Raw genomic sequence first — 26,518 nt, forward strand, 5'->3', positions numbered from 1 at the left:
CCGTCAAGCCTAGGCGGTGCCCACCCTGCCACCGAACGGGGCGGGCCGATCTGTGCAAACCGCAACGGGCCTCCAGGCCGTGACGGCCCCGGGAACGACGAAAGGGACGGCCGAAGCCGTCCCTCTCGATGTGCGGAGCAGTCTTACTTGACCGCAGCCTTGAGCTTCGAGCCGGCGCTGACCTTGACCGAGTCGCTCGCGGCGATCTCGATGGCGTCACCCGTCTGCGGGTTGCGGCCGGTGCGGGCGGCGCGGTGCGTCTTCTCGAAGGCGATCCAACCGGGGATCGTGACCTTCGTGCCGTCGGCGACGGACGACGAGACGACGCTGAAGAGCGCGTCGACGACGCCGTTGACGGTGGCCTGGCTCTGGCCGGACTCAGCGGCGACGGCAGCGACGAGCTCGGTGCGGTTCAGTGACTTGTCAGCCATGGATGTCCTCCTCGGACTTCTTGCAGTATCGGTCGGACGCACATGTCGTCCGGCGCCCGGAGCGGGTGCCCCGTGCCACGGTGCCAGTGGGCCGAGGGCCCGGCGGAACCGGAGTTGAACCTACCAGCCGCAGGGGATGAAAACCGCCGACTCGCCCGGATTTCCGGGGTTGTCGGGGCTCCGAGGGGGTGCGGGAGGGGCAGATGTGACGAATGAACGGTCGCGTGTACCCCGTACACAGCGAACGCCCCGCCACCTGGAGGTGACGGGGCGTCGGGTACTGCGAGTGCTTACCAGGAGCTCTTCGTGATGCCGGGGAGCTCGCCGCGGTGGGCCATGTCACGGAAACGGACACGGCTGATGCCGAACTCACCGAGGTGGCCGCGGGGGCGGCCGTCGATGGCGTCACGGTTGCGGTAGCGGATGGGCGATGCGTCGCGGGGCAGCTTCTGCAGGCCCACGCGGGCGGCCTCACGCGACTCGTCGGTGCCGTTCGGGTCCACGAGGGCCTTCTTCAGCTCGAGACGACGCTCGGCGTAGCGCGCGATGATGACGGCACGCTGGTTGTTCTTCGCGATCTTGCTCTTCTTCGCCATGCTTAGCGCTCCTCACGGAAGTCGACGTGCTTGCGGATCACCGGGTCGTACTTCTTCAGCACGAGTCGGTCGGGGTTGTTCCGACGGTTCTTCTTGGTCACGTAGGTGAACCCGGTGCCCGCCGTCGAGCGGAGCTTGATGATCGGACGGATGTCCTGACCCTTTTTCGCCATCAGATCTTCTCCCCACGGGCAAGGAGATCCTTGACGACGGACTCGATGCCACGTGCGTCGATCACCTTGATGCCCTTCGCGCTGAGCGTGAGCGTGACGTTACGACGAAGCGACGGCACGTAGTACGTCTTCTTCTGCACGTTCGGGTCGAAGCGACGCTTCGTCCGGCGGTGCGAGTGCGAGATGTTGTGACCGAAGCCGGGAACGGCGCCGGTCACCTGGCACACTGCTGCCATGGTTTCCTCCTGAGTACCGTGCGACCGGACGGCCGCACCCAAGTTCACTTGCCTGGTGCACACGCGCAGTGCCACCGGAGTGGCCGTGCGAGGGGGTTGTGTGCACCGCCCAGGTCCGCATCCCCTGTCGAAGGAGAGCCGGACACCGCGCGACCGCGGCGTTCGCGACGGTCGGAGGGCTTGGAACAACGGGTCCGCCGCGCGGACGCGGAGAACCAGGGGTCCACGTTACGCGACGACCGGGCGTGTCGCAAGCCGGGCCTCCAGGCCTGGAGGCCCGTGGCGGCTGGACAGGGCCGTTCACGTGGCCGCGTTGGTCGCGCCCACGGCGTTCGAGTGCGCCCGGCGCCCGGCCCCGCGGCCCTACGGGGCCTGCGTCGGCTTCGGCGCGAGCGCCTGCACCATGAGCTCACCGAGCTGCTGCGGCGCTGTGAACATCGGCCAGTGGCCGGTCTCGAGCCCGACGATGGAGAGCTCCTCGGTCGCGACGAGCTCGGCCGCCCAGGCCTGGTGGTCCGCCACCATCGCGAGCAGCTCGGCGGCGGGGATCTCGCAGGTGATGATCGTCGCCGGGATCGTGTGCCGTGCGGTGTCGGCGTAGTGGAACCGGTCCGACGGCACCGAGGCAGGCTCGGGGATCGCCCGGTGTTCGACGTCCTGCCGCACCTCGGGCGTCATGCCCCGGACCGTGGCGGGCTCCCAGATGTCCCACGACGGCAGCGGCACGGCCCCGTCGACCACGGGCAGCTCGTCGTTGACGCACCCGCCCTCGGGCCCCGGGAACGTGTCGACGTAGAGCAGGTGCGCGACGAGCGACGGGCGCTGGTCGGCAGCCATGTACGCGATCGGTCCGGCGCCGGAGTGCCCGGCCAGGACGACGGGTTCGTCGGCCGACGCGACGTCGTCGAGGATCGCGACCAGGGCAGCCACCTGTTCGTCGAGCGTGTCACCGTCGCGGGTGACGGCCTGCACCGAGTGCCCGGCTTCGCGGAGCACCGGGGCGACGTCGTCCCACGCGCTCGCGTCGAGCCAGAACCCCGGGACCAGGATGACGTGCATGCGGGGCAGGTTACTCGCCGGTCGGGTCCGTCGCGCGGGCGGCCGTGCACACGGCGCAGTCGCCGAAGATGTCGACCACGTGGCTGGCGTTGGTGAACCCGTTGGCGGCGGCGACGTCCTGCGCCCACTGCTCCACCGGGTCCGCCTCGATCTCGACGGTCCGACCGCAGTTCCGGCAGATCAGGTGGTGGTGGTGCGTGGCCGTCGTGCAGGCCCGGTACAGCGATTCGCCGTCCTGCTGCAGCGAGTCGGCACCGCCCTCGGTCGCCAGGTCGGCGAGCGCCCGGTAGACGGTGGCCAGGCCGATGGTCGAGCCCTCGTCCCGCAGGTGCTGGTGCAGCGCCTGCGCGCTGACGAACCCCTCGGTGGAGTCGAGGGCGCCGCGCACCGCTTCGCGTTGCCACGTGTTCCGCTTCGTCTTCTGCACGGCGTTCATGCTGGCACCTCTTCCTTCCGACCGGCTGTCGACGTCGTCCCTGCCGGGAGGCCCGGCTCGTCCCCGCCACGCTGGCCCCGGCCGGCGACACGGTTGCGTCCCCGCTTGTCGCGTCGCGACCCGATGATCCGGCAGACCACCCAGATCGCGAACGAGATGGTCGTCACGTAGGGGCTGATCGGCAGTCCGCCGCCCAGTGCGAGCAGGATGCCACCGACGACCGACGTCACCGCGAACACCGTCGACAGCACCGGCACGACGACCGGGTGCGAGCTGAGGCGCAGCGCCGCGGCGGCCGGGGTGACGAGCAGGGACAGCACGAGCAGCGCCCCGACGATCTGCACCGACACGGCGGTGGCCAGTCCGAGCACGAGCATGAACACGATCGCCAGGGTGCGGACCGGGATCCCCGCGGCCGCAGCCACGTCGGGGTCGACCGAGGCAAACATCAGCGGACGCCAGATGACGAGCAGCGTCGCGACGACGATCGCGGCGACCACGATCAGGACCGTCAGCTGCGGGTTGTCGACCGAGACGATCTGCCCGGTGAGCAACCCGAACTTGTTCGCGGCACGGCCCTTGTAGAGCGCCAGGCAGAGGATGCCGAGCCCGAGCCCGAACGGCATGAGGACGGCGATGATCGAGTTGCGTTCCCGGGCCCTGGAGCCCAGCAGACCGATGAGCAGGGCGGCGACGACCGAGCCGACGAGCGAGCCGGAGACGACGTTCACCCCGAGCAGCAGCGACGCACTGGCTCCGGCGAACGAGAGCTCCGAGATGCCGTGCACGGCGAACGGCATGTTCCGGGCGACGACGAACGGGCCGATGAGCCCGCCGACGATGCCGAGCACCGCGCCGGCCCAGATCGAGTTCTGCACCAGCACGAGGAGCTGGCCGTAGTCCTGGAACGAGAAGACGGTCGACAGCAGGTCCATCAGATCCGCCCGTCGTCGGGCTGGTCGGCGTGCGGGTCGACCTCGCCCGGGTGGTGCTCGTGGGCCTCGTTCGCCCCGACGATGACGATGCGCCCCATGGTGCGGACGACGTCGACGGGCGTGCCGTACAGGTCGCTCAGGACGTCGGCGCGCAGGACCTCGTCGGGCGAACCGATCCGGAACCGGCCCCCGGCGATGTAGAGCACGCGGTCGACGACGTCGAGGATCGGGTTCACGTCGTGGGTCACGAAGAGCACGGCGGCCTGGCGCTGCCGGCGCTCGCGGTCGATGAGCTCGGTGATCCCGCGCTGGTGCCGCAGGTCGAGGGAGATGAGGGGTTCGTCGCAGAGCAGCAGGGCGGGGTCGGCGGCGATGGCCTGCCCGACACGCGTGCGCTGCTGCTCGCCACCGGAGAGCTCGGCGACGGGGGCGTCCGCGAACGCGGTGGCGCCGACCTCGTCGAGGACCCGGTCGATGCGTGCCCGGTCGGCCTTCGAGGCCCGCCGGATGCCCCATCGGTGTCCGGTCACGCCCTGGGCGACCATGTCCCGTGCGCGCAGGGGTGTCCCGGCTTCCATCAGGCGCTGCTGCGGGATGTAGCCGATCTTCCGGTGGCCGCGGTGCACGGGCTGCCCGAGGAACGACATCGTCCCGCTCGTCAGCCGCTGCTGCCCGAGGACCGTTCGGAGCAGTGAGGTCTTGCCGGCGCCGTTCGGCCCGAGGACCGCGACGAACTCCCCCGGCGCGAGGTCGAGGTCGAGGCCTGCCCAGAGCTTCCGGGCGCCGTAGGACAACCCGGCGTCGCGGAGCGCGAGGACCGGACGAGCCGCAGCCCGGTCGTCCACCGAGGTGGTCGCCGGGCCGTGGGTCGCCGCTGCTGCGGTCGAGGTCGTCACTTCTGGAGCGCTGCCTTCACCGCGTCGATGTTCGCCTGCTGCCACGAGACGTAATCCTGCCCCTTGGGGAGCGTCTCCGTGACACCGACGACGGGGATGTCGTTCTGCTCGGCGGCCTTCTGGACCTGTTCGGTCTCGGGGCTCGACGCCTGGTTGTTGTAGGCGAGGAGCTGCACGCGCTTGCCGGTGAACAGCGCGAGGGTGTCGCGGAGGGCCGCCGGCGGGACGTCGTCGCCTTCCTCGATGGCCTCGGAGAAGGCGGGCGGGGTCTCGTTCTCGAGGCCCATCGCGTCGAACAGGTACCCGGGCACCGGCTCGGTGTACGCCACCTTGTCGCCGGCGTCCTGCTTCTTGACGGCGTCGGTCTGGGACTCGAGGTCCTGGAGCTTGGTGGTGAGCGTGGCGGCGTTCTTCTGGAACGCGTCCTTGCCGCTCTCGTCGAGTGCGCTGAGGTCCTTCGTGACCGCCTCGACCAGCTTCACCATCGTGGGGTAGCTGTAGAAGACGTGCTCGTTGAACTCGGCACTCCCGCCCTTGTCGAGGCCGGAGAGCTTCACGACGTTGATCGTGTCGGCCTTGGTGTCCGAGGCGTTCGCGAGCGTCGTCATGAAGTCGTCGTAGCCGCCACCGTTCTCGATGAGCAGGTCGGCCTTCGACACGGAGAGCTGCGTGCGGGCACTCGACTCGAAGGAGTGCGGGTCCTGCGACGGGTCACTCAGGATGCTCGTGACGGTGACGGCGTCGCCACCGATGCTCTTGACGATCGAGCCGTAGACGTTCGTGGAGGCGACGACGTTGATCGTGCCGTCGCTGCTGGTGGCCTCCCCCGAGGCAGATGAGGTGGCGCACCCGGTCAGGGCGAGCGCGGCGGCGCCGGCGACGAGCGGGAGGGCGAGGAGGCGGTTGTGCATGGCACGACGCTAACGCCTACTGATAACGATTGTCAAAACCGCTATGAGGGCTCTCAGCGCGACCGCGAGACGGACGGGAGGCCCGGTGCCAGCTGGCACCGGGCCTCCCGTTTCAGAGACGCTCGCGTCTACGGCTTGGTGGCCGCGTCGATCGTGTTCTCGGCGATCGTGTCCTCTTCACGCCCGGGCGTGCGGAGGTTCCACTTCTTGATCACGAAACTGAACAGGAAGTAGTAGACGACCGCGTAGCCGAGGCCGATCGGGATGAGCCAGATCGCACCGTCCGCCTTGCCGAAGTTCAGCACGTAGTCGATCGCACCGGCCGAGAACGAGAAGCCGTCGTGGATCCCCAGGGCGTTCACCAGGGCGAGGGACGTACCCGTGAGCACCGCGTGGATCACGTAGAGCGGGAACGCGACGAACATGAACGAGTACTCGAGCGGCTCGGTGATGCCCGTCACGAACGAGGTCAGTGCGGCGGAGATCATGATGCCGCCGACGAGCTTGCGGTTCTGCGGCTTGGCGTTGCGCCAGATCGCCAGGGCACCGGCGGGCAGCGCGAACATCATGATCGGGAAGAAGCCGGTCTGGAAGATGCCGGCGGTCGGGTCGCCGTTGAGGAACCGAGCGATGTCGCCGTGGTAGATCACGCCGTCCGCGCCCGTGAAGCTGCCGAGCTGGAACCACGGGAAGAAGTTGAGCAGCTGGTGCAGCCCGATCGGGATGAGCATGCGGTTCACGAAGCCGAAGATGCCGCCGCCGATGACGGCGTTGTCGGCCACGGCCGTCCCCGCCGCGGTCAGCGCGATGTCGAAGTAGCGGTAGACGAACGACATCGCGACGGCGATGACGAGACCCGCGACCGCGGTGAGGATGGGGACGAGGCGGCGGCCCGAGAAGAACCCCAGGAAGTCGGGCATCTTCGTACGGTGGAACTTCTCCCACATGACCGCGGAGACGAGCCCCATCACGATGCCGCCGAGCACCCCGAAGTTGATCATCGCCTGGTCGCCGTTGGCGTCCTTCACGCCGTCGAGGACGATCGGCGACATCACCTTCCAGACCTCGAACATGACCATGTAGCCGACGACCGCGGCGAGGGCGGTGGTGCCGTCCGACTTCTTCGCCCAGCCGATCGCGATGCCCACCGCGAAGAGCAACGGCAGCCAGTTGAAGACACCGTTGCCAGCAGCCGAGATGACTCCGGCCCACTTGCCGAAGCCGGGGATCGCCCCGAGGAGGTCTGGCTGGCCGATGCGGAGCAGGATGCCCGCGGCGGGCATGACCGCGATCGGCAGGAGCAGGCTCCGTCCGAGGCGCTGGGCTTGTGCGAACAGCCGTGACTGCTTCTTCGGCTTCTTCTTCTCCGGCACATCCGCGGCAGTGGTGGCGCTCATCGGAGGTCCTCTCGTCATTGGGTGGAGCTGTCGGGGTGAGTTGAGTCGTGCAGCCAGCGCAGGTAACCTCGGCGGTGTCGCCAGGTCCGGTCCTGTCCGGTCATGACCAGTTCCGTAGTCTGATCCGAGAGCGGTCCGGTGTCAACCTGCGACGCAAACCCTTAACGAGGAGGAAACGATGGCCGACATCAAGGCAGCCGACATCATCGCCGCACTCGGCGGCGCCGAGAACATCGAAGAGGTCGAGGGCTGCATCACGCGCCTCCGCGTCGAGGTCGAGGACGGGGACCTGGTCGACAAGGCCGCCCTGCAGGCAGCCGGAGCCCAGGCCGTCGTCGGTGGCGGCACCGGCTGGCAGGTCATCGTCGGCACGGTCGCCGACAACCTCGCGCAGGACATCCAGGACGAACTGTGACCGTCGTCCGCACCCCCTTCGGCGGACCGGTCGTCGCCCTCGCCGACGTGCCCGACCCCGTGTTCGCCGGGCAGCTCGTCGGCGCCGGCGTCGCGGTCGACCCGACGGGTGTCGAGGGTGCGGTCACCGCGGTGGCCCCCGTCGACGGCACCATCGTCAAGCTGCACCCGCACGCATTCGCCCTGCAGGGTGCCGCTGGTGCCGACGTCCTGGTGCACGTCGGCATCGACACAGTGAAGCTCGCCGGCGAGGGCTTCGAGCTCCTCGCGACCGAGGGCGACACCGTCACCGCCGGCGACCCCGTCGTCCGGTTCACCCCCTCGGTGATCTCGGCTGCCGGGTACTCGCCGATCTGCCCGGTCGTCGTGCTCGGTTCGACGCCGGACAGCATCGACCAGGGAACCGTCGGCACCACGGTGCTCGACGGCGACACCCTGTACGAGGTCTAGGGGTTCTTCCTCGCCAGAGCGACTGGGTACTGCGGAACACCCGCAGCACACAGTCGCTTTCGCGTTGTCGGGCGGACTACGCGACCGCGGGGGTCGCGGTGACCTCCATCTGCACGCGGTAGCGGTCCGAGCGGTACCAGCTGCGGGTGTGCTCCACGGGCCGCTCCCCCGCGTACGACACCCGGTCGAACTCGAGCACCGGCGCTCCGGTCTTCGTGCCGAGCAGCGTCGCGACGTCGTCGGCCGCCGGGTTCGCCGCGACGGTCTGCTGCGCGCGGTCGATCGGGGTGCCGTACTCCGTGGCGATGATCGAGTACACCGACCCCGACAGGTCGTGGTCGAGCAGGCCCGGGAACGCATCGGCCACGAGCCAGGCGTCGTCGATCGACACCGGGGCACCATCGGCCATCCGCAGGCGCTTCACGTGGAAGGCCGGCACGTCGGGGTCGATCCGCAGGGCCGCCGCAGTGTCGGCCGGCGGCACCCGCTCCTCGCGCACGAGCACGACGGTGGTCGGCTCGTGTCCCATCGCCCGCATCTCCTCGGTGAACGAGGCGAGGTGCAGCGTCGACTGCACGGGCCGGTGCGCCACGAAGGTGCCCTTGCCACGGACGCGCTCCAGGTAGCCCTCGTTGACCAGCTGCCCGAGGGCCTCACGCACGGTGATCCGTGAGACGCCGTACTCGGCGATGAGCTGCCGTTCGGACGGGATCGCAGCACCGGGAGCCAGCCGCGTGGTGACGAGGTCGAGCAGGATGCGCCGCAGCTGCTGGTGCTTCGGTTCGGCACCCTCGGTGATGCGGCTCGTCATGCGTCCCTCGTGCTCCGTTGCTGGTCCTGGGCGGTGGTCATGCGCGGACATGACCAGTCCCCATCACAGTAGCGAGTCAGGCCGGGAAGACCAACGTCAGCCAACCCGGTCTCGGTGACACATGCATTTCAGATTCTTGACATCAGTTGTGCATGGCTGCCACGATCGGTCGAGCCTCATCGGGGGGCACATGGGAGGAAACAGTCGTGCGCAAGTCCAGAACGAAGATGCTCGTCGGCCTCGGTCTCACCGTCGGCCTGATCACGGGCACTGCGACGGCGGCCTCAGCTGCGCAGTTCGAGGTCATGGGATCAGGGTCGGAAGCCGGCGGAGTGGCCGTCGCTGCATCCGGCGGGAGTGCAAGCGGTGAGACCAGCGGCATCGGTACCAACAACGACGGCGGGGGCGGGAGCTTCTGGCAGTGGGGCGTCGGCAAGGACGACACCTGGTCGAACTACTTCCGCGAGAAGCGGTGCCACGGCGCGACTGCGGTCGGCAAGAAGTCGAAGCGCGTCACGAACGTGCCAGGCGGCCGGTACGCGATGGCGATGACACCGAAGGCACGCAGCGGCAACAAGGCGTACTACCACAACTGCTGAGACCGGGAGCGGGCGGTCCCGAGCGACCGTCCGCTCCGGCTCACGCTCGCCGCAAGGGGGACCATGAACATCCGCTCGGTGACGCTCGCCTACCTCGTCCCACCCCTCCTGGCTTCCGTCCTGGGCTTCGTCGGCCTGGTGCAGGTCAGCGAAGCCGGCATCGTGGGCGCCTCGTCCGTGGTGACCGCTGCCGCCGGTGCCGAGACCGGATCGAACCAGCGGGTCGCGACCGCACTCGAGCAGGTCGCCGAGGCCGAGCACGCGACGATCGCGCGGATGGTGGCGGACCGCGCGGCTCCGACGACGCGCCGCGTGGCGCTCGTCACCGACGCGCCTTCGAGCCGCGGTGCCGGCTGGCTCCTCGACGGGTACGAGGACTTCACGAGGTCGATGGTCACCACCGTCCGTCCGATGTCGGAACTCGACCAGTTCGACCCGACCGGCTCGTACTCGGTATTCGGGGACGACGACGCTCGGCGAGCCACCGTGCGCGCACTGGCCGACGCCGGGTACGAGGTCAGCGTGGAGCGCGTGCCGCTCCTGCAACGCATCGGCGTCACCGACGGCCTGGATCAGACCCTGGCCCTGGTCGGAGCACTCGTCTCGGGATGCGTGGCGCTCTGTCTGATGACGACCGTCGGGGCCCCTCGCCGCAGCGCAGTCCGCCGACTGCACGGAGACACCACAGCCGCCATCGTCATCCAGGAACTGGCTGAGCTCCGGACCGCCGTGCTCGTCACCGCCATCGGGGTACCCGTCGCCGCCATCGGGCTCTGGTTCTACAACGGGCTCGCTTCGGCGGCGACCCTCGCCGTCGCGATCTCCGCGTTCTGCGTGGGGCTGCTCGTACCGGTCGTCGTCGCGCACACGATGGGCACGGTGGTCGCGTGCCGACAGCCGTTGGTCGGCGCACTGCGAGGCGCTCGACCAGCGGGCGCGCTCCTGCTCGTCGCACAGATCGCGCGGGTGCCCGCGCTGCTGGTGCTCGTCGCGGCCGTCTTCGAACTGACCGGCGCGGTGACCACCGCACGACAGGGGACGGCTGAACGGGATCTGCGGGCGGCCGGCGAAACCGTCCAGCTCTGGGTCACCCCGGATCCGCGCCCGGTCGAGGAGCAGGCCTACTGGGACAGCATCGGTGACTTCGCCGGCGGGGCACTCGAACGGCGTGATGCGTTCCTCGCCGCTGCGGTCGAGGTGTCGAGTGGCAGCGGGAAGTCCACGGTCCCTGCGCTCGTCGTCGACCAGGGCTACCTCGACCTGCAGGACGTCCGTTCCGAGGACGGGGCCCGCATCACCACCGACGGCGCGGAGATCGCCGTGTGGATGCCCGCCGACAGTGGCCTCTCCCGCGAGCGGCTCGTCGAGGGCTTGACCGAATGGCAGTTGCGGGACGCACCCGCGGCCCTCCTCGAGCACGTCACCGGTGGCACGCTGGCACGTCAGCAGGTCTACTCGTACCCGGACGACGCGTCGTCGCGCGCGTGGCTCGAAGACGCCGTGATCGTGGTCGTCCCCACACCGGGCGACGTCTTCTCGGCCGATGAACTCGGATCGTGGTTGTCGACCGGAGACGTCGTCTTCACATCCCGTGCTGCCGCCGAGCGGTCGATCGGCGCATCGGGCCTCCGCACCGAGTTCAGCGCGGTCGTCGCGGTGGGTCAGTCTGCGGCGGAACAGGCACGGCATGCAGCGATGACCGTGGCGATCGGGACGGGCACCCTGGTCAGCACCCTCGCCGTCAGCGTCATGCTCGGTATGGTCGCCACGATCGCGCACCGACGCCGTCACGGCCGCGCGATGTTCGCGAAGTTCACCAGTGGCGTCTCGCCCGTCCGCACCGATGCTGGCCTGTTGACGATCGAAGCCGGCCTGGTATCGATCGCCGTCATCGCCGTCGTCAACACCTGGTGGTCGCAACGGCCGGACGGAAGCGGGCTCAGATCGGCACTCGACCCGGTCGTGCAGTCGGCCGGAGTCGCCGCGGCGCTCGCCCTCGTGACACTCGCGGCGGTGAGCGCCACCAGCCTCGTCGTCATGGCCGTCACGGCACGGAGGACTGCACGCAACCGAGGGAACGGATCACGATGATCGAGGTACGGAACGCGTCGAAGCGTCGCGGAGGCCATGCACTGTGGCACGACCTGACGTTCGATGTGGCACGGGGTGAGATCGTCGGCTTGGTCGGGCCGAGCGGCTGCGGGAAGTCGACGCTGCTCGACTGTGTCGGGCACATCGATGCGCTCGACGGCGGCACGATCCGGATCAACGGTGAGTCGGCAGGCTCGAACGAGCGGCGAGCACGACTGATCCGGCGGCGCCACCTCGGGTACCTGTTCCAGGACTTCGGGTTGGTACCCGACATGACGGTCCAGTCGAACGTCGACGTGGTTCGCCTGCCGGACGGACGGCGGAGACACCGAGGCCTCCGGACGGGTGAGGCCCTGGAACGTGTCGGTCTGGCCGGACGCGGAACCGACCGGGTCCACGAGCTCAGCGGCGGCGAGCAGCAGCGCGTCGCGATGGCACGGCTCCTGGTGAAGCGTCCGTCGGTCATCCTCGCGGACGAGCCGACGAGTGCCCTCGACGACGGCAACGCCGCGATGGTGCTCGACCTGCTGGACGAACTGGCGGCCGACGGAGCGGCCGTCCTGATCGCGACACACTCGTCATCGGTCGAAGCGCGCGCCGCACGGAGCATCACGCTCAGTGGACCCGCTCGCTGACGGGTCAGGCGTTGGCGACGAGCCAGGCGAACTGCTCGTCGGAGAGCAGCCGATCGGTCCAGACCTGCCCCTCGACGCCGGCGGCCGCACGGTTCTGCGCGGCGGGAGCCCCCTGCCACACCAGCGACAGCCCAGCTCGACGCAGTACAGCGGCGGAAGCAGGGTTGTTCGTGAGCACCCGGCCGGTCACCGGGACGTCGGGAGCGGTGTCGCCGGCGGCACGGACGGCAGCGAGCGCGATCTCGGACGCGAAACCCTGCCCCCAGGCGGCCGGCGCCAGGCGGTAGCCGAGGTTCCAGACCCCGCCGGCGGTCATGTCGATCCCCCCGACGCCGACGAAGGCGTGGTCCGAGGCGCTGCGGACAGCCCACGACCCGAGGCCGTGCCGCGCACGACCGCCGATCTTGCGCTGGACCATGTCCACACTCGAGCTCCGCGCCACGTGCCGTCCGGTGGGCAGGTGCTGCCACGTGCGGGCGTCCGAGAAGAGCGCGTGCACGTCGTCGATGTCGGCCGGCGTCAGCGGGGCGAGCAGGAGGCGATCCGTTCGGATCTCCTGCGAGGGGGTCAGGAGCTGGTGGACCATGCACTGATCATGCCGCCGACCCCCGACATCCGTGTGAACACCACGCGACGTTTGCGGAAGCCCGCAGATGGGGAACAGAAATGGTCGAGTGGCTCGAAGCAACCCGACCATTTCTGCTCACGAAGCGGAACGACCGACGAGAGAGCCGCTGACCGGCGCTCAGTCGAGCAGGAGCGCGGGCTCCTCGAGCACCGAAGCGACGTCGTGCACGAAGCGGGAGGCCACGTCACCGTCGACGACCCGGTGGTCGAACGAGGCACCGATGGTCGTCACCATGCGCGAGCGGACCTCGCCGTCGACGACCCACGGCTTCGGCTTGATCGTGCCCATGGCGACGATCGCGACCTCGCCGGGGTTGAGGATCGGGGTGCCGGTGTCCATGCCGAACACGCCGATGTTCGTGATCGAGACGGTGCCGTTCGCCATCTGCTTCGGCGTCGTCTTGCCGTCGCGGGCGGTCAGGGTGAGTTCCTCGAGCGCCTGCGCCAGCTCGAGCAGCGACATGTCCTGCGCGTCCTTGATGTTCGGCACGATGAGCCCGCGGGGGGTCGCCGCGGCGATGCCGAGGTTCACGAAGTGGTGGACGATGATCTCGCGGTCGGTCCAGGTCGAGTTCACCGAACGGTTGCGGCGGACGGCCCAGATGACGGCCTTCGCGACGATGAGCAGCGGCGAGACCTTCACGCCGGCGAACGTCGGCGAGGCCTTGAGCCGCTTGACGAACTCCATCGTGTGGGTCGCGTCGACGTCGACGAAGAGCGACACGTGCGGTGCCGTGAACGCGGACGTCGTCATCGCGGTGGCGATGGCCTTGCGGACGCCCTTGACCGGGATCGTCTCGCTGCGGACCTCGCCCCACTCGGGCGTCTCGATGTTGCGGAAGACGCTGGCCTGCTTCGCGTGCCGGATGACGTCGTCGCGGGTGACCTCGCCGGCGAGACCGGTCGCGACGATCTCGGTCAGTTCGACGCCGAGGTCCTTCGCGAGCTTCCGGATCGGCGGCTTCGCCAGCACGTTGGTCGCGGTGCTCTGCTTGTGCGCGGAGCCCGTCCCGAGAGCGCTGATGGCCTCGGCCGTGCGCTCCTCGCCCGGGTCGACGGAGGCTTCGGCCGCCGCCGCGGTGTCCGCACTGGAGGCACGGCTCGCCTCAGCCGCGAGCGCTGCGGCCCGGCGGGCGCCCGGCTTGCGACGGGACGGCGACGAGGTCGCCGAGCCGTAGCCGACGAGGACGGCGCCGGAGGACTCGTCCGTCCCGTGGACGGAGGCGTCGACCGCGACCGGCTGGGCCGGCGTCGCGGGTGCCGCAGCTGCCGCGGGGGCAGCAGCCGGAGCAGGCGCGACCGGTGCCGGGGCCGCGGCTGCCGCGGGAGCGGGAGGGGTCTGCGCGACCGGGGCCGACGGGGCGGCGGCGGCCGGAGGGGTGGACGCGACCACCGGCGAGACCGGGGCGGTCTGGGCGACGGGCGTCGCGCCTCCAGGCTGCTCGACGGGCTGCTCGACAGGGGGCGTGAGCGCGGCTCCGGACGCGACCGACGCGTCCGAGTCGACGCGGATGATCGGCTTGCCGACCTCGACCGTGTCACCCTCGGACACCAGCAGGCCGGTGACGGTGCCGGCGAACGGCGACGGCAACTCGACCAGCGACTTCGCGGTCTCGATCTCGACGAGCACCTGGTCGACGGCGATCTCGTCGCCGATCGCGACGCGCCACTGCACGATCTCGGCCTCGGTGAGACCTTCACCCACGTCGGGCAGGGGGAATTCGGCGGCGGCCACTACGGCTCCTTCGTGGATCTGGTCGAGCTCGGTCGGACGGGTCCTCGGTCGGACGGGTCAGTAGGCGAGGGCGCGGTCGACGGCCTCGAGGATGCGGTCCGCATCCGGCAGGTGCAGGTGCTCGAGCTTCGAGACCGGGAACGGCACGTCGAACCCGGAGACCCGGAGCGGCGGTGCCTGCATCGTGTAGAACGCCCGCTCGGCGACGGTCGCGGCGATCTCGCTGCCGACGCTGACGAAGCCGGAGGCCTCTTGCGCGATGACCAGGCGACCGGTCTTGCGGACCGAGGCGACCAGCGGCTCCCAGTCGATCGGCGAGATCGAGCGGAGGTCGATGACCTCGCAGCTGGTGCCCTCGGCCTCGGCGATGTCCGCTGCCTGCATCAGGGTGGCGACCATCGCGCCGTGGCCGACGAGGGTGACCTCGGTGCCGGTGCGGGCGACGCGGGTGGTGTGCATCGGGACGTGGCCGTCGACGAGGTCCACCTGGCCCTTGGGCCAGTAGCGCGACTTCGGCTCGAGGAAGACCACCGGGTCCTTGGACGCGATGGCTTCCTGGATCATCCAGTAGGCGTCGTTCGGGGTGCTCGGGCTGACGACCCGCAGACCCGGGGTGTGCGCGAAGTACGCCTCGGGGGATTCCTGGTGGTGTTCCACGGCGCCGATGTGGCCGCCGTAGGGGATGCGGATGACGACGGGCAGCGACATGTGCGCCGGCAGGCGGTTCGCCATCTTCGCGAGCTGCGAGGTGATCTGGTCGAAACCGGGCCACACGAAGCCGTCGAACTGGATCTCGACGACCGGGCGGTAGCCGCGCAGGGCGAGGCCGATCGCGGTGCCGATGATGCCGGCCTCGGCGAGCGGGGTGTCCCGCACGCGCTCGGCGCCGAAGCGGTCCTGCAGGCCCTCGGTGATGCGGAAGACGCCGCCCAGCTGGCCGATGTCCTCGCCCATCAGCAGGACCTTGTCGTCCGCTTCCATGGCCGCGGCGAGCCCGGCGTTCAGGGCCTTGGCCATCGGCAGGGTCGGAGTGGGGTCGCTCGGGACCTCGCCGGCGCCCGGGTGGGAGCGCAGGGTGTAGTCGAAGAGCTGCTCGGTGGTGCTCATGCGTGGGCGCCCCCTTCGAAGCCGGCCTCGTACTGGGCGAGCCAGGCCTTCTGCTCGGCGATCCGCGGGTGCGGTTCGCGGTACACGTTGTCGAACATGACGTCGACGGACGGTGCTGTCAGGGCGACGGTGCGGCGGCGGACGTCGGCGGCGATGTCCTCGCCCTCTTCGTCGAACGCGGCGAACTGCTCGTCCGTCGCACCCTTCGAGCGCAGGTACGCCTCGGACCGGACGATCGGGTCGCGCAGGACCCACTCCTCGAGCTCGCCGTCGGCGCGGTACCGGCTCGGGTCGTCGGAGCTGGTGTGCGCACCGATGCGGTAGGTGTCGGCCTCGATGAAGGCCGGGCCCTGGCCGCTGCGGGCGTGCTCGGTCGCGACGACGGACGCCGTGTACGAGGCGAGGATGTCGTTGCCGTCGATCAGGACACTCGGGATCCCGAAGCCGCGCGGGCGGTCGACGAGCGGCGTCGGGGACTGCACCGACACCGGCACCGAGATCGCCCAGTGGTTGTTCTGCAGAAAGAAGACGACCGGCGCCTTGGTCGACGCGGAGAACACGAAGGCCTCGTTCACGTCGCCCTGGCTGGTGGCGCCGTCGCCGAAGTAGACGATCGAGCAGGCGTCGCGGTCCGGGTCGCCCGTGCCGACATCGCCGTCGAGCTTCTGGCCGAGCGCGTACCCGGTGGCGTGCAGGGTCTGCGAGCCGATCACCAGGGTGGAGATGTGCGTGTTGCCGCGCTGGTCCGGGTCCCACCCGCCGTGGGTCTGCCCGCGGTACATCGCGATGATCTCCATCGGCTCGACGCCGCGGTGCATGGTGACGGCGTGCTCGCGGTACGACGGGAACACGTGGTCCTGGGCGCGAAGGGCGAAGGCGGAGCCGGTCTGCGCAGCTTCCTGCCCGTGGCTGGGCACCCACAGGCCGAGCTGGCCGGTGCGCTGCAGGTTGTGGCCGGCGTGGTCGAACCGACGGGTGAGCACCATGCGGCGGTGCATCGCCAGCAGGGTCTCGTCCGGGATCGCTCGCGCGGCGGCGGCGAACTCGGCGTTCTCGTCGGTCTCCACGAACCGACCCTGGGGGTCGAGGAGCCGGACGGTGGTCGTCGCGGGAGCCGCGGCGCGGAATGACATGCGGGCCAGCGTAGCGCCAGGCACTAGTCGGCCACCTGGAGGTCCCCCACAAGTGAGCGGGCTGTTTCGAGGAGCGTTCCCACAGCTTCGTGCTCGCCGATCGAGATGCGGATGCCCTCCGGCGGGAAGGCCCGGACGATGATCCCGGCGTCCTCGAACGCGGCCGCGGCGGTTGCCGTGCGGTCCCCCGTCGGCAGCCAGAGGAAGTTGCCCTGGGCGTCGGGGACGTCCCAACCCTGGGCCCGGAGCTCGGCGACGATCCGGTCGCGCAGCGCCGCGATCTCGGTCACGCGTTCGAGCAGTTCGGCCTCGCGTTCCAGGCTGGCGAGCGCCGCAGCCTGGCCCTGGGCGGTCACGGACAGTGGGATGGCGCAGGCACGGACGGCGTCGAGGACGTAGTCCGGACCGAGCGCGTAGCCCACCCGGAGGCCGGCCAGCCCGTACGCCTTCGAGAAGGTGCGGAGGACCACGAGGTTGGGGTGCGCGGCGAGCAGCGGGTGGCCGTGGACCGCTGCCTCGTCGGTCACGAACTCGGCGTATGCCTCGTCGAGCACGACCAGCACCGACTGCGGCACCGCTGCCATGAACGCGTCGAACTCCGCGGCGGTCACGATCGGCCCCGTCGGGTTGTTCGGTGAGCAGACGAGCACCATGCGGGTGCGCTCGGTGACGGCAGCGGCCATCGCGTCCAGGTCGTGCCCGCCGTCGGCACGGTTCGGCACCTGCACGCTCGTGGCACCGGCGACCGTGACGACCCCCGGGTAGGCCTCGAACGAACGCCAGGCGTAGACGATCTCGTCACCGGGGCCCGAGGTGGCACGGGCGAGCTCGTGCAGGATCGCCACGCTGCCCGGGGCGACGTGCACCTGCTCGGCGGTCAGCCCGAAGCGGTTGGCCAGTACGGCGCGCAGGGCGAGGGCGGTGGCGTCGGGGTAGCGGTTGAACGACGTCTGGGCCTGCACGGCCTGGACGACCCCGGGGAGCGGCGGGAACGGGTTCTCGTTGCTCGACAGCTTGAAGGCGGAGTCGGACGCCTGACGTCCCTGCTTGTAGGCGGGTAGGACGGCCACCTCGGGCCGGATGTGCACACGCTGCTCGGTCACGGGTTCAGGCTACCGGCCCGTGCGCGGGTGGCGGAGGGCATCATGGACGCATGCGATTCCTCGTCCGCCTCGTCGTCAACGCCCTCGCGCTCTGGCTCACCACGCTGATCGTCAGCGGCGTCTCCGTGACGCCGTTCGGTGACGGCGGGACCACCGCGACCGTGCTCACCTTCCTGCTCGTGGCGTTCGTGTTCGGCCTCGTGAACGCCGTGATCGGCACGCTGATCCGGATCGTGGCCTTCCCGATCTACATCCTGACGCTCGGGCTCATCTCGTTCGTCGTCAACGCGATCCTGTTGCTCATCGTCGCCGGCATCTCGGAGGCGTTCGGCTTCGGGCTCGAGGTCGACTCCTTCGGCTGGGGCATCGTCGGTGCCTTCGTGCTCGCGGTCTTCGCCTGGCTGATCGGGCTCTTCGCCCGGCCGGTGCTCAACCGCCAGCGGGCGTGAGGTCGGCGGACCTCGCGGAGGACCCCGCCCTGCGTCATGATGTGCTCATGACCCAGGACGTCGACGCCCCGTTCCGCGTCTCGTTCGTCTGCAGCGGCAACATCTGCCGCTCCCCCATGGCCGGTGTCGTGTTCGCGCAGATCGCCGCCGACGCCGGTCTCGCGGACCGTTTCCAGGTGGAGTCGGCCGGCACGGGTGACTGGCACGTGGGTGAACCCGCCGACGAGCGCACGATCGCAGCGCTGGCGGCGCGCGGATACGATGGCAGCAGGCATCGCGCCCGTCAGTTCGACCCGGACCGGTTCCCGGACCTCGACCTGGTGGTCGCACTCGACCGCTCCCACGAGCGCATCCTGCGTTCGTGGGCCCCGACCATGGACGACTCCGCCAAGGTGACGCTCCTGTTGCGGTACGACGCCGCCTGGCCCCAGCAAGCCGACGTGCCGGACCCGTACTACGCGGACCGGCACGAGTTCGACCGAGTGCTCTCGACCGTCGAACGGGCCTGCCGGGCGCTCTTCCACCAGCTCGAGCCGGCAGTCCGTCAGGGAGCCCCATGACCCCCCTTCCCCCGCAGCCGATCAGCCCGCTCGACGGGCGCTACTACCCGATCGTGCACACGGTGGGCGAGCACCTCTCCGAGGCCGGCCTCAACCGCGCGCGCATCGTGGTCGAGGTCGAGTGGCTCATCTTCCTGACCGACCACGCCATGTTCACCACGTCGCCGCTCAGCGTCGACGACAAGGCGGCACTCCGTCGGATCGTCGAGACCTTCGGCCAGGACCAGATCGCGGAGCTCGCCGAGATCGAGGCGACGACCCGTCACGACGTGAAGGCCGTCGAGTACTTCGTGCGCCGCCGACTGTCCGAGCTCGGGCTCGACGCGATCGCCGAGCTCACCCACTTCGCCGCCACGAGCGAGGACGTCAACAACCTGTCCTACGCGCTCACCGTGCGGGACACCGTCGAGCAGGTCTGGCTCCCCGGCTTCCGGGCCGTGCTCGAGAAGCTCCGGACGCTCGCCGTCGAGCTGCGGAGCGTGCCGATGCTCTCGCACACGCACGGCCAGCCGGCGACCCCCACGACGCTCGGCAAGGAGCTCGCGGTCGTCGTCTACCGGCTCGAGCGCGTGCTCGCCCAGATCGAGGGCGGCGAGTACCTCGGCAAGTTCTCCGGCGCGACCGGCACCTTCTCGGCGCACCTCGCCGCGGACCCCGAGGCCGACTGGCCCGCCCTGTCCCGCGAGTTCGTCGAGGGCCTCGGCCTGACGTGGAACCCGCTCACCACGCAGATCGAGTCGCACGACTGGCAGGCCGAGCTGTACGACCGGGTGCGTCACGCCAACCGGATCCTGCACAACCTGGCGACCGACGTGTGGACCTACATCTCGATGGGGTACTTCACGCAGATCCCCGTCGCGGGTGCCACCGGGTCGTCGACCATGCCGCACAAGATCAACCCGATCAAGTTCGAGAACGCCGAGGCGAACCTCGAGATCTCGTCGGCGATCTTCTCGACGCTGTCCGAGACGCTCGTGACGAGCCGCCTGCAGCGCGACCTGACCGACTCCACGACGCAGCGGAACATCGGCGTCGCGTTCGGGCACTCGCTGCTCGCGCTCGACAACCTGCGCCGTGGTCTGGGCGAGATCGCCGTGAACGAGGCCAAGCTCGCCGACGACCTCGACCACAACTGGGAGGTCCTCGCCGAGGCCATCCAGACGGTCATCCGCGCCGAGGTCACCGCCGGACAGTCGAACATCGAGGACCCCTACGCGATGCTCAAGGAGCTCACGCGGGGCAAGCGGGTGAGCCAGCAGGACCTGATCGTCTTCGTGAACCGCCTGGACATCTCGGACGGCGCGAAGGCCCGGCTGACCAACCTGACGCCGGCGACCTACACGGGCCTGGCGGACGAGCTGGTCGACCACCTCGACGTCTGAGCGCGGCGGCGCGAGCTGGGGGATGCGGAAACCTGAGCGGTTCGATAGGTTGGAGCTGCTGAGTACATCTCAGCACGGGGGGCGTCGCAGTGGATGCACCCTGTCCACTGACCGGATGGATCTCCACACCGTGCTTCGTTCTCGCATCACCGCGGCCGCCGTCGGCGCCACCGTGCTCGGCGTCTCCGCCGCCCTCGTCCCGACGGTCTCGACCGCCCTGTCGACGGACGGCTCCGCTTCGGCCATCGTCACCTGGACCGACTCGGCCGACGACTTCACGGCCGCGCCGACCGGCACGTTCCCGCTGACCGACCAGTGGTACTGGGCGGACATCACCGACGTGGGCGGCGGTGGCACGATCACCGACCACGCCACGATCGACGAGGACGGCCTGTCGGTCTCCGAGGGCGAAGCCGTTGCACTGATCCGTGGCCTGAACAAGCCCGTGGCCCCGAGCGCCGTCCCGGCCCTCGCTTCCGGCATCAGCATGACGACGACCGGGGCGACGTCGTTCGGTCTCGCCGTGCAGGCAGGCGGCGACTCCACCGCGCAGTCCGTGGTCTTCGCCACCGACGAGCCCGTCACGGATGGCGGCGCGAGCGTCGACGGCACCAAGAACTGGATCGACCCCTCCACCGGTGACGTCGAGTCGTCGGCCGAGCTCGCCGCCGACCTGCGTGACGCGGACGCCGAGGTCGTCGGCTACGTCGTGTACGTCGGCCTCGACATCGCCGGCGAGATCACCACTCCGCCGACCGAGCCCACCGAGACGCCGGCCCCGACCGACCAGCCCACCCCGGCCCCGACCGTGAACGGCGCTCCGGCTCCGACCGCCGAGGTGCCCGGCACCGAGCTGAAGAGCCTCGCCTCGCCGCTCGAGGTCAACGGCCAGGCCCTCGCCGCCGACGCCAGCGGTTCGATCTCCGCGCTCCGCGTCGACGACACCACGACGTACTTCACGCCGCAGCCCACCGCGACCGCCGACGCGCCGACGTCCTTGCGCGTTTCGCAGACCCTCACCGGATTCCAGGTGACGGGTGCAGGCTTCGCACCGAACGAGTCCGTCGCGGCGACCGTCACGCAGGGCGGCGAGACCTACTCGATCCGCACCAATGCTTCGGTGGCGGACGATGAGGGCGACGTCGTCGTCGTGGTGGTCCTGCCCGAGGGTGCCGTGAGCGCCGGCGCGTACACCGCCACGCTCGAAGGCCGATCCTCGAGCCAGACCGCTTCGGCCGACGGCTCCTTCATCGCCGACCCGGCCGCCGCCGGTGACCCGGGCACGGCTCCGGTTGCCGTCCCGGTGCCCGGAACGGCGACCTTCACGGGCTGATCTTGCCGATCCTCCCGACCGAGCCACGGCGGCGTGCGACTGTGATCGCCGCCGCCGTGGCCGTCGTCTGTGCGGGGGCCGTCGCGTTCGTCGCGCTCGGCCCCCTGTCAGCCGCACCCGCCCCGACCCCGACGCGGTCCGCCGCCGCACCGACCCCCACCCCGACGACGCCGAAGCCGACCCGATCGGCAGCACCGGTCGACGGGATCGACGCCCCGACCAGCACCACGGTCGCTGCCGCCACGGGCGCGTCCGTCCCGGTCAGCGCGAGCGCGGGTGGCAAGGCGACGCAGACCCTCGAGAACCCGCAGGCGTCCGGAGCCCCGCTCGTCCTCCGGGTCGTCGACCAGCAGGACGGCTGGGCCGAGGTGCAGCTCGCACAGCGCCCGAACGGCAGCACGGGCTGGGTGCCGACCAGCGCCGTCACCCTGTCCGAGGACCCGTACGCTATCGTCGTCACCCGTTCGACGAACACCCTCGACCTGTACAAGGCCGGCAAGGTCGTCGACAGCTACCCCGTCGCCACCGGCACCGGTGGCACCCCGTCGCCGACCGGTCGGTTCGCCCTGACCGAGCTGCTCGCGCCGACGAACGAGGGCTACGGCCCGTACGCGTACGGCACGACGGCGTTCTCGGACGTGCTCAACTCGTTCGGCGGCGGCCCCGGACAGATCGGGCTGCACGGCACCGACGACACGTCGAGCATCGGCACCGCCGCCTCGCACGGCTGCATCCGCATGCACAACGACGACATCACCGCGCTGGCGGAGCGCCTGCCGCTCGGCACGCCGTTCCAGGTGCGCTGACGCGGTCACCCCGCCACAGAAGCGCGTCTGCCGCGGCCGCCCACGGCCTGGAGGCACGGCGTGCGCCCGGCAGTGGGCGCAACCGTCTCAGGTGGTGACGTCCAGGGCGACGGCGACCAGGGCCTCCAGGACGGTGCGCACCACGGGACGGACGGCACGGTCGGGGCGGACGAGTGCCTCGATGCGACGTCCGGCACGGACGTCGGCGAGCTCGGCCAGGTGGAAGCGGCCGGCGGCCCGCGTGCCCGTCGTGTACCGCGGGACGAGCGCGATGCCGTGCCCGGCGGCCACCAGGTTCTCGATGAGCGGCAGGTGGATCGTGCGGAACGCGACGCTCGGCGGGGTGTCCGTCGCCGCGGCCATGGCGTGCAGGACCCGGTCGATCGGGTACCCCTCCGGGACGCCGATCCACGTCTCCCCGACGACCTCGTCGATGCCCACGCGCGCGCGGCCGGCCAGGGCGTGGCCTGGTGGCAGGGCCACATCGAGGGGCTCCCTGAACAGCTGGACGGTCTCCACCGATCCTTGGTCGGCCGGTCGGACGCCGTCCGACCGGTGCCCGACGACCACGTCGTGGTCCGCCGCGAGCGGTGCGAAGTCCCCCTCGCTGACGTCCACGTCGACCAGGGTTAACGCGATGCCCGGGTGCGCCTGCATCCGGGTGAGCACGCCGGGCAGCAGCAGTTCCGCCGCCGACGGGAAGATCGCCAGCGACACCGGTCCGGTCGTCCCGCCCAGGTGCTCCTGCCAGGCCGCGTCCACCCGGGCGATGGCGGTCGCGACCCCGGACGCCAGGCCGGCCAACACCTCGCCGTGCGGGGTCAGCCGGACCCCGCGGCCGACGCGTTCGACCAGCGGGACCCCGACCTGCCGCTGCAGGGTCTGCAGCTGCTGGGAGACGGCGCTCGGTGTGCGGTGGGTGGCCTCGGCGACGGCGGTGACACTCCCCCGCTCGGCGAGCTCCCGCAGGACCGCCAGCAGCTGCACGTCGAAGTCGACCATGCAGGGACCCTACATCGTGGTTCGCGAAGGTTTCGATGGACCTACAACGTCGTGCCCGGGACGATGAGGAGCATGACCGCCCGAGACCGCCTCCTCGCCGTCGTCGTCGCCGTGGTCTGGGGACTGAACTTCCCCGCGACGGCACTCGCGCTCGAGCACTTCCCGCCGTTCCTGCTCGCAGCGCTGCGGTTCACGATCCTGGCGGTCCCGACGCTGCTGTTCGTGCCGCGGCCCCGGATCCCGTTCGGGCGGCTGCTGCTCGTCGGCCTGGGGCTCGGGGTGCTGCAGTTCTCGTTCCTGTACCTCAGCATGGCGTCCGGCATGCCGTCGGGGCTCGCCTCGCTGGTGCTGCAGGCCTCCGCGCCGTTCACGGTGGTGCTGGCCGGGGTGTTCCTGCGCGAGCGGCTGACCGGACGGCAGGTCGTCGGGGTCACCGTCGCCGTGGCCGCCCTCGCCGCGATCGCCCTGCACCGCTCGCAGACCGCCGCGCTGCTGCCGGTCGTGCTCGCACTGTGCGGTGCGCTCGGGTGGGCGATCGGCAACGTCGCGACCCGACGAGCGGGAGCCGCGAACCCGCTGCACCTGACCCTGTGGTGGTCCGTCGTGCCACCGGTCCCGATGGTTGTGCTGTCGCTCGTGGTCGAGGGGCCGGACCGCATCGGCGCCGCACTCGGTTCGGCGTTCACGGCGGCCGCGCTGCCCGCTGACCTGGGCCTGTTGTACATCGTGGTCGTCGCGACCCTGGTGGGCTACGGCATCTGGTCACGGCTGCTGGCGGCCTACCCGTCGAGCACGGTCGCACCGTTCTCGATGCTCGTGCCGGTGGTCGGGGTGCTCGCGTCGTGGGCGGCCTTCGGCGAGGTGCCCGACCTGGTCGAGGTGCTCGCCGGCGCGGTCGTCGTGGCCGCCGTGCTGTGGTCGTCGCGCCCGGCCCGCGGGCCACGGCCGGGAGCGTACCCGGCGCCAGCCGCGGCCCCGGCACCGGCCCCGGCCCCGATCGACGGGGTCCCGGTTCCGGTGCTCAGCCCCGGTGCTGGCGACGCTCCGCGATGATCCCGGCGAGCGCCCCACGCAGGTGCGGGTAGCGGAACTCGTAGCCGGCCTCGGTCAGCCGGGTCGGCACCACCCACCGGCTCTTCAGCACGAGTTCGGTCTCGGTGCGGATCACGAACGACCCGAGCTCGAGCATCCACCGGAACGTCGGCACCCCGAACCGGCGCCCGACGGCGTCGCGGATGGTCGCCATGACGGTTCGGTTGTCGGACGGGTTCGGGCTCGACACGTTCACCGGCCCCTCGATCTCCGGGTGGTCGCGGAGGAACCGGATCGACCCGAGGACGTCGGCGATGTGCACCCAGCTGAACCGCTGCCGACCGTGGGTGGGCCGGTGGTGGTGGTAGGTGCCGGCGCGGAGCCGGGATCGGGTCGGCACCCACGGCCCGTCGTACTGCGGCCCACCGAGGCCGGCCTGGGCGAGCCGGAGGAGCGGCAGCAGGGCGCTGCCGTCGCCGAACACGATCGCCATCCGGAGTGCCACACGACGGGTGCCGGGCAGGTCGGCGCCGAAGAAGGCGTCCTCCCACGCGCGCGCCACCGAGACCGAGAACCCCTCGCCGATCTCCCCCGTCGCTTCGTCCTGCGGGCGGTCGTCAGCGTGCCGGTAGATCGTCGCGGTCGAGGCGTTCAACCACAGCGGCGTCGGGTGCTCGGACGTCCGGATGGCCTCGGCAAGCTCGAGCGTGGTGTCGACCCGCGAACGCATGATCTCGGCGCGGTTGCGTCGGCCGTACCGGCAGTTGACGCTCTTGCCCGCCATGTTCACGACGATGGCGGCGCCGTCGACGAGTTCCCGGATGCGCATGGTGTTGCCCCACACGGCGTCGCCGGTCCGCCCGATCGTGACGACCTGGTAGCCCTCTTCCGTGAAGGCGTCCCGCAGGTACTGCCCCACGAAGCCGCTCGCTCCCGCGATCACGACGCGGCCCTTCTGGTCGCTCATCTCATCCCCGTTCTGTGTCCGGCGCGATCTCGTACCGGAACGCCCCCTCGTACCGGTACAGCGTGCCGACCACCGGTGCCGCGAGCACCAGGGACACGCGCTGCAGGTCGGCTTCGTCATCGAATCGTTCCACGAGCGTCACACGCGTGGGGACCAGGCGCAGCGCGACCGGCTCACGGTTCGATCCTGGCATGTCGTCGGTGCGGATCCCTACGATGTCGCACATGGGACACGACCACGGGCACGGCGTCGGGCACGCCTCGGAGCGCGCCCTGCTCATCGCGTTCTGCATCTCGGCGGGCATCCTGCTGGCCGAGGTCGTCGGCGCCGTGGTCACCGGTTCGCTCGCGCTGCTCGTCGACGCCGGGCACATGGTCGTCGACACCGGCGGACTCGGCATCGGGCTCGTCGCGACGCGGCTCGCCCGCCGGTCGCCGACCGCGCAGCGCACCTGGGGCTTCCAGCGGGCCGAGGTCCTCGGGGCCACCGCACAGGCCGCCATCCTGCTCGCCGTCGGGGTCTACGTGATCATCTCGGCGGCCCAGCGGCTCGTCGTGCCGGAGGAGATCCACTCCGGGCCGCTGCTCGTGTTCGGCATCGTCGGCCTCGTCGGCAACCTGGTGGCCTACGCGGTGCTGCTGCGGGCATCGGGCGAGGGGTTCACCTCGCGGGCCGCCCGGCTCGAGGTCCTCAACGACACACTCGGGTCGGTCGCCGTCATCATCGCGGCGATCGTGCTCATGCTGACCGGGTGGGAGCGTGCGGACTCCGTCGCCGCGATCCTGATCGGTCTGCTCATCCTGCCGCGGGCGATCCGGCTGCTGCGTGAGACCGCGAACGTGCTGCTCGAGTCGACGCCGCCGGGGCTCGACCTCGACGACGTGCGCGGCCACATCCTCGAGCTCGACCACGTCATCGCGGTGCACGACCTGCACGCGACGCTCGTGGCGACCGGGGTACCGAACCTGACCGCGCACGTGGTCGTGGACGACCACTGCTTCTCGACGGCGCACGCCCCCGCGATCCTCGACGAGCTGCAGCGGTGTGTGGCGGAGCACTTCGACGTGCCGGTGGAGCACTCGACCTTCCAGTTGGAGCCGGTGTCGCACCGGCGGCACGAGTACGAGGTGCACGCGTAGGGTCCCGCGCTCGGGCGTGCGGGCGTCAGCGCCCCGGTTCCGCGACGATCCACCAGGAGATCGACGCGTGGTC

At 70.5% G+C, this 26,518-nt stretch carries 31 protein-coding genes; 12 read left to right on the forward strand and 19 right to left on the reverse strand.

All coding sequences use genetic code 11. The features are described 5' to 3' along the window. Positions 1-143: 143 nt before the first annotated feature. The 10 genes from ASF75_RS06195 to ASF75_RS06240 form a co-directional block, all read right to left on the reverse strand. Positions 144-431 (reverse strand): HU family DNA-binding protein, encoded by a 288-nt coding sequence (locus ASF75_RS06195; RefSeq protein ID WP_017886454.1) that lies wholly within the window; start codon positions 429-431, stop codon positions 144-146. A 290-nt stretch (positions 432-721) separates the two neighbouring features. Continuing rightward, entirely contained in the window at positions 722-1,027 is a 306-nt protein-coding gene (rpsN, locus tag ASF75_RS06200) for a 30S ribosomal protein S14 (protein WP_017886455.1), read from the reverse strand. Positions 1,028-1,029: 2 nt separating this feature from the next. Continuing rightward, on the reverse strand, positions 1,030-1,200 hold the full coding sequence (rpmG, locus tag ASF75_RS06205; protein ID WP_017886456.1) for a 50S ribosomal protein L33: 171 nt from the start codon (positions 1,198-1,200) through the stop codon (positions 1,030-1,032). After that, positions 1,200-1,436 carry a 50S ribosomal protein L28 gene (gene rpmB / locus ASF75_RS06210; protein ID WP_027464952.1) on the reverse strand — a complete coding sequence of 79 codons (237 nt, stop codon included), beginning with the start codon at positions 1,434-1,436 and terminating at the stop codon, positions 1,200-1,202. The genes rpmG and rpmB overlap by 1 nt, the downstream gene beginning before the upstream one ends. A gap of 363 nt (positions 1,437-1,799) precedes the next feature. Next, a complete protein-coding gene (locus ASF75_RS06215; protein WP_042538370.1) occupies positions 1,800-2,495 on the reverse strand; it encodes an alpha/beta fold hydrolase in 696 nt (231 codons plus the stop codon). 10 nt (positions 2,496-2,505) lie between these two features. Beyond that, positions 2,506-2,931 carry a Fur family transcriptional regulator gene (locus ASF75_RS06220; protein WP_056069692.1) on the reverse strand — a complete coding sequence of 142 codons (426 nt, stop codon included), beginning with the start codon at positions 2,929-2,931 and terminating at the stop codon, positions 2,506-2,508. Beyond that, positions 2,928-3,866, reverse strand: coding sequence for a metal ABC transporter permease (locus ASF75_RS06225; RefSeq protein WP_017886460.1), 939 nt, complete (start codon positions 3,864-3,866; stop codon positions 2,928-2,930). The genes ASF75_RS06220 and ASF75_RS06225 overlap by 4 nt, the downstream gene beginning before the upstream one ends. Next, complete coding sequence (locus ASF75_RS06230) at positions 3,866-4,711, reverse strand: metal ABC transporter ATP-binding protein (protein ID WP_042538396.1); 846 nt, start codon at positions 4,709-4,711, stop codon at positions 3,866-3,868. Before ASF75_RS06230 ends, ASF75_RS06225 begins: the two co-directional genes overlap by 1 nt. 47 nt (positions 4,712-4,758) lie before the next feature. Then, the gene (locus ASF75_RS06235) at positions 4,759-5,673 is read right to left on the reverse strand and encodes a metal ABC transporter solute-binding protein, Zn/Mn family (RefSeq protein WP_017886462.1); all 915 of its coding nucleotides are present in this window, start codon (positions 5,671-5,673) and stop codon (positions 4,759-4,761) included. 128 nt (positions 5,674-5,801) lie between these two features. Beyond that, a complete protein-coding gene (locus tag ASF75_RS06240) occupies positions 5,802-7,070 on the reverse strand; it encodes a PTS transporter subunit EIIC (RefSeq protein WP_017886463.1) in 1,269 nt (422 codons plus the stop codon). Positions 7,071-7,248: 178 nt separating this feature from the next. Here ASF75_RS06240 and ASF75_RS06245 point away from each other — a divergent pair, with 178 nt between their 5' ends. Then, positions 7,249-7,485 (forward strand): PTS transporter subunit EIIB, encoded by a 237-nt coding sequence (locus tag ASF75_RS06245; protein WP_017886464.1) that lies wholly within the window; start codon positions 7,249-7,251, stop codon positions 7,483-7,485. Beyond that, positions 7,482-7,934 carry a PTS glucose transporter subunit IIA gene (locus tag ASF75_RS06250; protein WP_017886465.1) on the forward strand — a complete coding sequence of 151 codons (453 nt, stop codon included), beginning with the start codon at positions 7,482-7,484 and terminating at the stop codon, positions 7,932-7,934. Before ASF75_RS06245 ends, ASF75_RS06250 begins: the two co-directional genes overlap by 4 nt. 76 nt (positions 7,935-8,010) lie before the next feature. Here the strand turns inward: ASF75_RS06250 and ASF75_RS06255 are convergent, their stop codons facing one another. Further along, on the reverse strand, positions 8,011-8,745 hold the full coding sequence (locus ASF75_RS06255) for a GntR family transcriptional regulator (protein ID WP_017886466.1): 735 nt from the start codon (positions 8,743-8,745) through the stop codon (positions 8,011-8,013). Between the two features lie 206 nt (positions 8,746-8,951). Between ASF75_RS06255 and ASF75_RS06260 the strand changes: the two genes are divergently transcribed. The 3 genes from ASF75_RS06260 (at position 8,952) to ASF75_RS06270 (ending at position 12,070) form a co-directional block, all read left to right on the forward strand. Beyond that, positions 8,952-9,344, forward strand: a complete 393-nt coding sequence (locus ASF75_RS06260; RefSeq protein ID WP_162243008.1) for a lactococcin 972 family bacteriocin — start codon at positions 8,952-8,954, stop codon at positions 9,342-9,344. Between the two features lie 63 nt (positions 9,345-9,407). After that, positions 9,408-11,435: a hypothetical protein gene (locus ASF75_RS06265; RefSeq protein WP_056069694.1), complete on the forward strand. Its 2,028-nt coding sequence runs from the start codon at positions 9,408-9,410 to the stop codon at positions 11,433-11,435. Continuing rightward, complete coding sequence (locus ASF75_RS06270) at positions 11,432-12,070, forward strand: ABC transporter ATP-binding protein (RefSeq protein WP_017886469.1); 639 nt, start codon at positions 11,432-11,434, stop codon at positions 12,068-12,070. Before ASF75_RS06265 ends, ASF75_RS06270 begins: the two co-directional genes overlap by 4 nt. 4 nt (positions 12,071-12,074) lie before the next feature. Here the strand turns inward: ASF75_RS06270 and ASF75_RS06275 are convergent, their stop codons facing one another. The 5 genes from ASF75_RS06275 to ASF75_RS06295 form a co-directional block, all read right to left on the reverse strand. Next, positions 12,075-12,656: a GNAT family N-acetyltransferase gene (locus ASF75_RS06275; protein WP_056069697.1), complete on the reverse strand. Its 582-nt coding sequence runs from the start codon at positions 12,654-12,656 to the stop codon at positions 12,075-12,077. A 159-nt stretch (positions 12,657-12,815) separates the two neighbouring features. Next, a complete protein-coding gene (locus tag ASF75_RS06280; protein ID WP_056069699.1) occupies positions 12,816-14,432 on the reverse strand; it encodes a dihydrolipoamide acetyltransferase family protein in 1,617 nt (538 codons plus the stop codon). A 57-nt stretch (positions 14,433-14,489) separates the two neighbouring features. Then, positions 14,490-15,449, reverse strand: coding sequence for an alpha-ketoacid dehydrogenase subunit beta (locus ASF75_RS06285; RefSeq protein WP_031259385.1), 960 nt, complete (start codon positions 15,447-15,449; stop codon positions 14,490-14,492). Positions 15,450-15,535: 86 nt separating this feature from the next. Beyond that, positions 15,536-16,672 (reverse strand): thiamine pyrophosphate-dependent dehydrogenase E1 component subunit alpha, encoded by a 1,137-nt coding sequence (locus ASF75_RS06290; protein WP_017886473.1) that lies wholly within the window; start codon positions 16,670-16,672, stop codon positions 15,536-15,538. Between the two features lie 23 nt (positions 16,673-16,695). Further along, positions 16,696-17,775 carry a histidinol-phosphate transaminase gene (locus tag ASF75_RS06295; RefSeq protein ID WP_056069702.1) on the reverse strand — a complete coding sequence of 360 codons (1,080 nt, stop codon included), beginning with the start codon at positions 17,773-17,775 and terminating at the stop codon, positions 16,696-16,698. Between the two features lie 50 nt (positions 17,776-17,825). Here ASF75_RS06295 and ASF75_RS06300 point away from each other — a divergent pair, with 50 nt between their 5' ends. From ASF75_RS06300 to ASF75_RS06320, 5 genes are all read left to right on the forward strand, one after another. Then, positions 17,826-18,224, forward strand: a complete 399-nt coding sequence (locus ASF75_RS06300; RefSeq protein WP_017886475.1) for a phage holin family protein — start codon at positions 17,826-17,828, stop codon at positions 18,222-18,224. Between the two features lie 47 nt (positions 18,225-18,271). Continuing rightward, positions 18,272-18,784, forward strand: coding sequence for a low molecular weight protein-tyrosine-phosphatase (locus ASF75_RS06305; protein WP_017886476.1), 513 nt, complete (start codon positions 18,272-18,274; stop codon positions 18,782-18,784). Then, positions 18,781-20,166: an adenylosuccinate lyase gene (gene purB / locus ASF75_RS06310; RefSeq protein WP_042538357.1), complete on the forward strand. Its 1,386-nt coding sequence runs from the start codon at positions 18,781-18,783 to the stop codon at positions 20,164-20,166. The genes ASF75_RS06305 and purB overlap by 4 nt, the downstream gene beginning before the upstream one ends. Before the next feature lie 115 nt (positions 20,167-20,281). Then, the gene (locus tag ASF75_RS06315) at positions 20,282-21,499 is read left to right on the forward strand and encodes a hypothetical protein (RefSeq protein ID WP_017886478.1); all 1,218 of its coding nucleotides are present in this window, start codon (positions 20,282-20,284) and stop codon (positions 21,497-21,499) included. A gap of 41 nt (positions 21,500-21,540) precedes the next feature. Continuing rightward, positions 21,541-22,305, forward strand: coding sequence for a L,D-transpeptidase family protein (locus tag ASF75_RS06320; RefSeq protein ID WP_056069705.1), 765 nt, complete (start codon positions 21,541-21,543; stop codon positions 22,303-22,305). Between the two features lie 87 nt (positions 22,306-22,392). On the opposite strand, the gene ASF75_RS06325 is transcribed toward ASF75_RS06320, so the two are convergent. Further along, positions 22,393-23,307, reverse strand: coding sequence for a LysR family transcriptional regulator (locus tag ASF75_RS06325; protein WP_056069708.1), 915 nt, complete (start codon positions 23,305-23,307; stop codon positions 22,393-22,395). A gap of 72 nt (positions 23,308-23,379) precedes the next feature. Here ASF75_RS06325 and ASF75_RS06330 point away from each other — a divergent pair, with 72 nt between their 5' ends. Beyond that, complete coding sequence (locus ASF75_RS06330) at positions 23,380-24,360, forward strand: EamA family transporter (RefSeq protein ID WP_017886481.1); 981 nt, start codon at positions 23,380-23,382, stop codon at positions 24,358-24,360. Here ASF75_RS06330 and ASF75_RS06335 read toward each other — a convergent pair. Both ASF75_RS06335 and ASF75_RS06340 read right to left on the reverse strand, forming a co-directional pair. After that, positions 24,329-25,306: an epimerase gene (locus ASF75_RS06335; protein WP_017886482.1), complete on the reverse strand. Its 978-nt coding sequence runs from the start codon at positions 25,304-25,306 to the stop codon at positions 24,329-24,331. The two genes, ASF75_RS06330 and ASF75_RS06335, sit on opposite strands and share 32 nt — an antisense overlap. 1 nt (position 25,307) lies before the next feature. After that, positions 25,308-25,532 carry a hypothetical protein gene (locus ASF75_RS06340; protein WP_017886483.1) on the reverse strand — a complete coding sequence of 75 codons (225 nt, stop codon included), beginning with the start codon at positions 25,530-25,532 and terminating at the stop codon, positions 25,308-25,310. Here ASF75_RS06340 and ASF75_RS06345 point away from each other — a divergent pair. Continuing rightward, the gene (locus ASF75_RS06345) at positions 25,531-26,445 is read left to right on the forward strand and encodes a cation diffusion facilitator family transporter (protein ID WP_017886484.1); all 915 of its coding nucleotides are present in this window, start codon (positions 25,531-25,533) and stop codon (positions 26,443-26,445) included. The two genes, ASF75_RS06340 and ASF75_RS06345, sit on opposite strands and share 2 nt — an antisense overlap. Positions 26,446-26,518: the final 73 nt, after the last annotated feature.

Source organism: Curtobacterium sp. Leaf154 (assembly GCF_001424595.1).
Classification (GTDB): Bacteria; Actinomycetota; Actinomycetes; order Actinomycetales; family Microbacteriaceae; genus Curtobacterium; species Curtobacterium poinsettiae.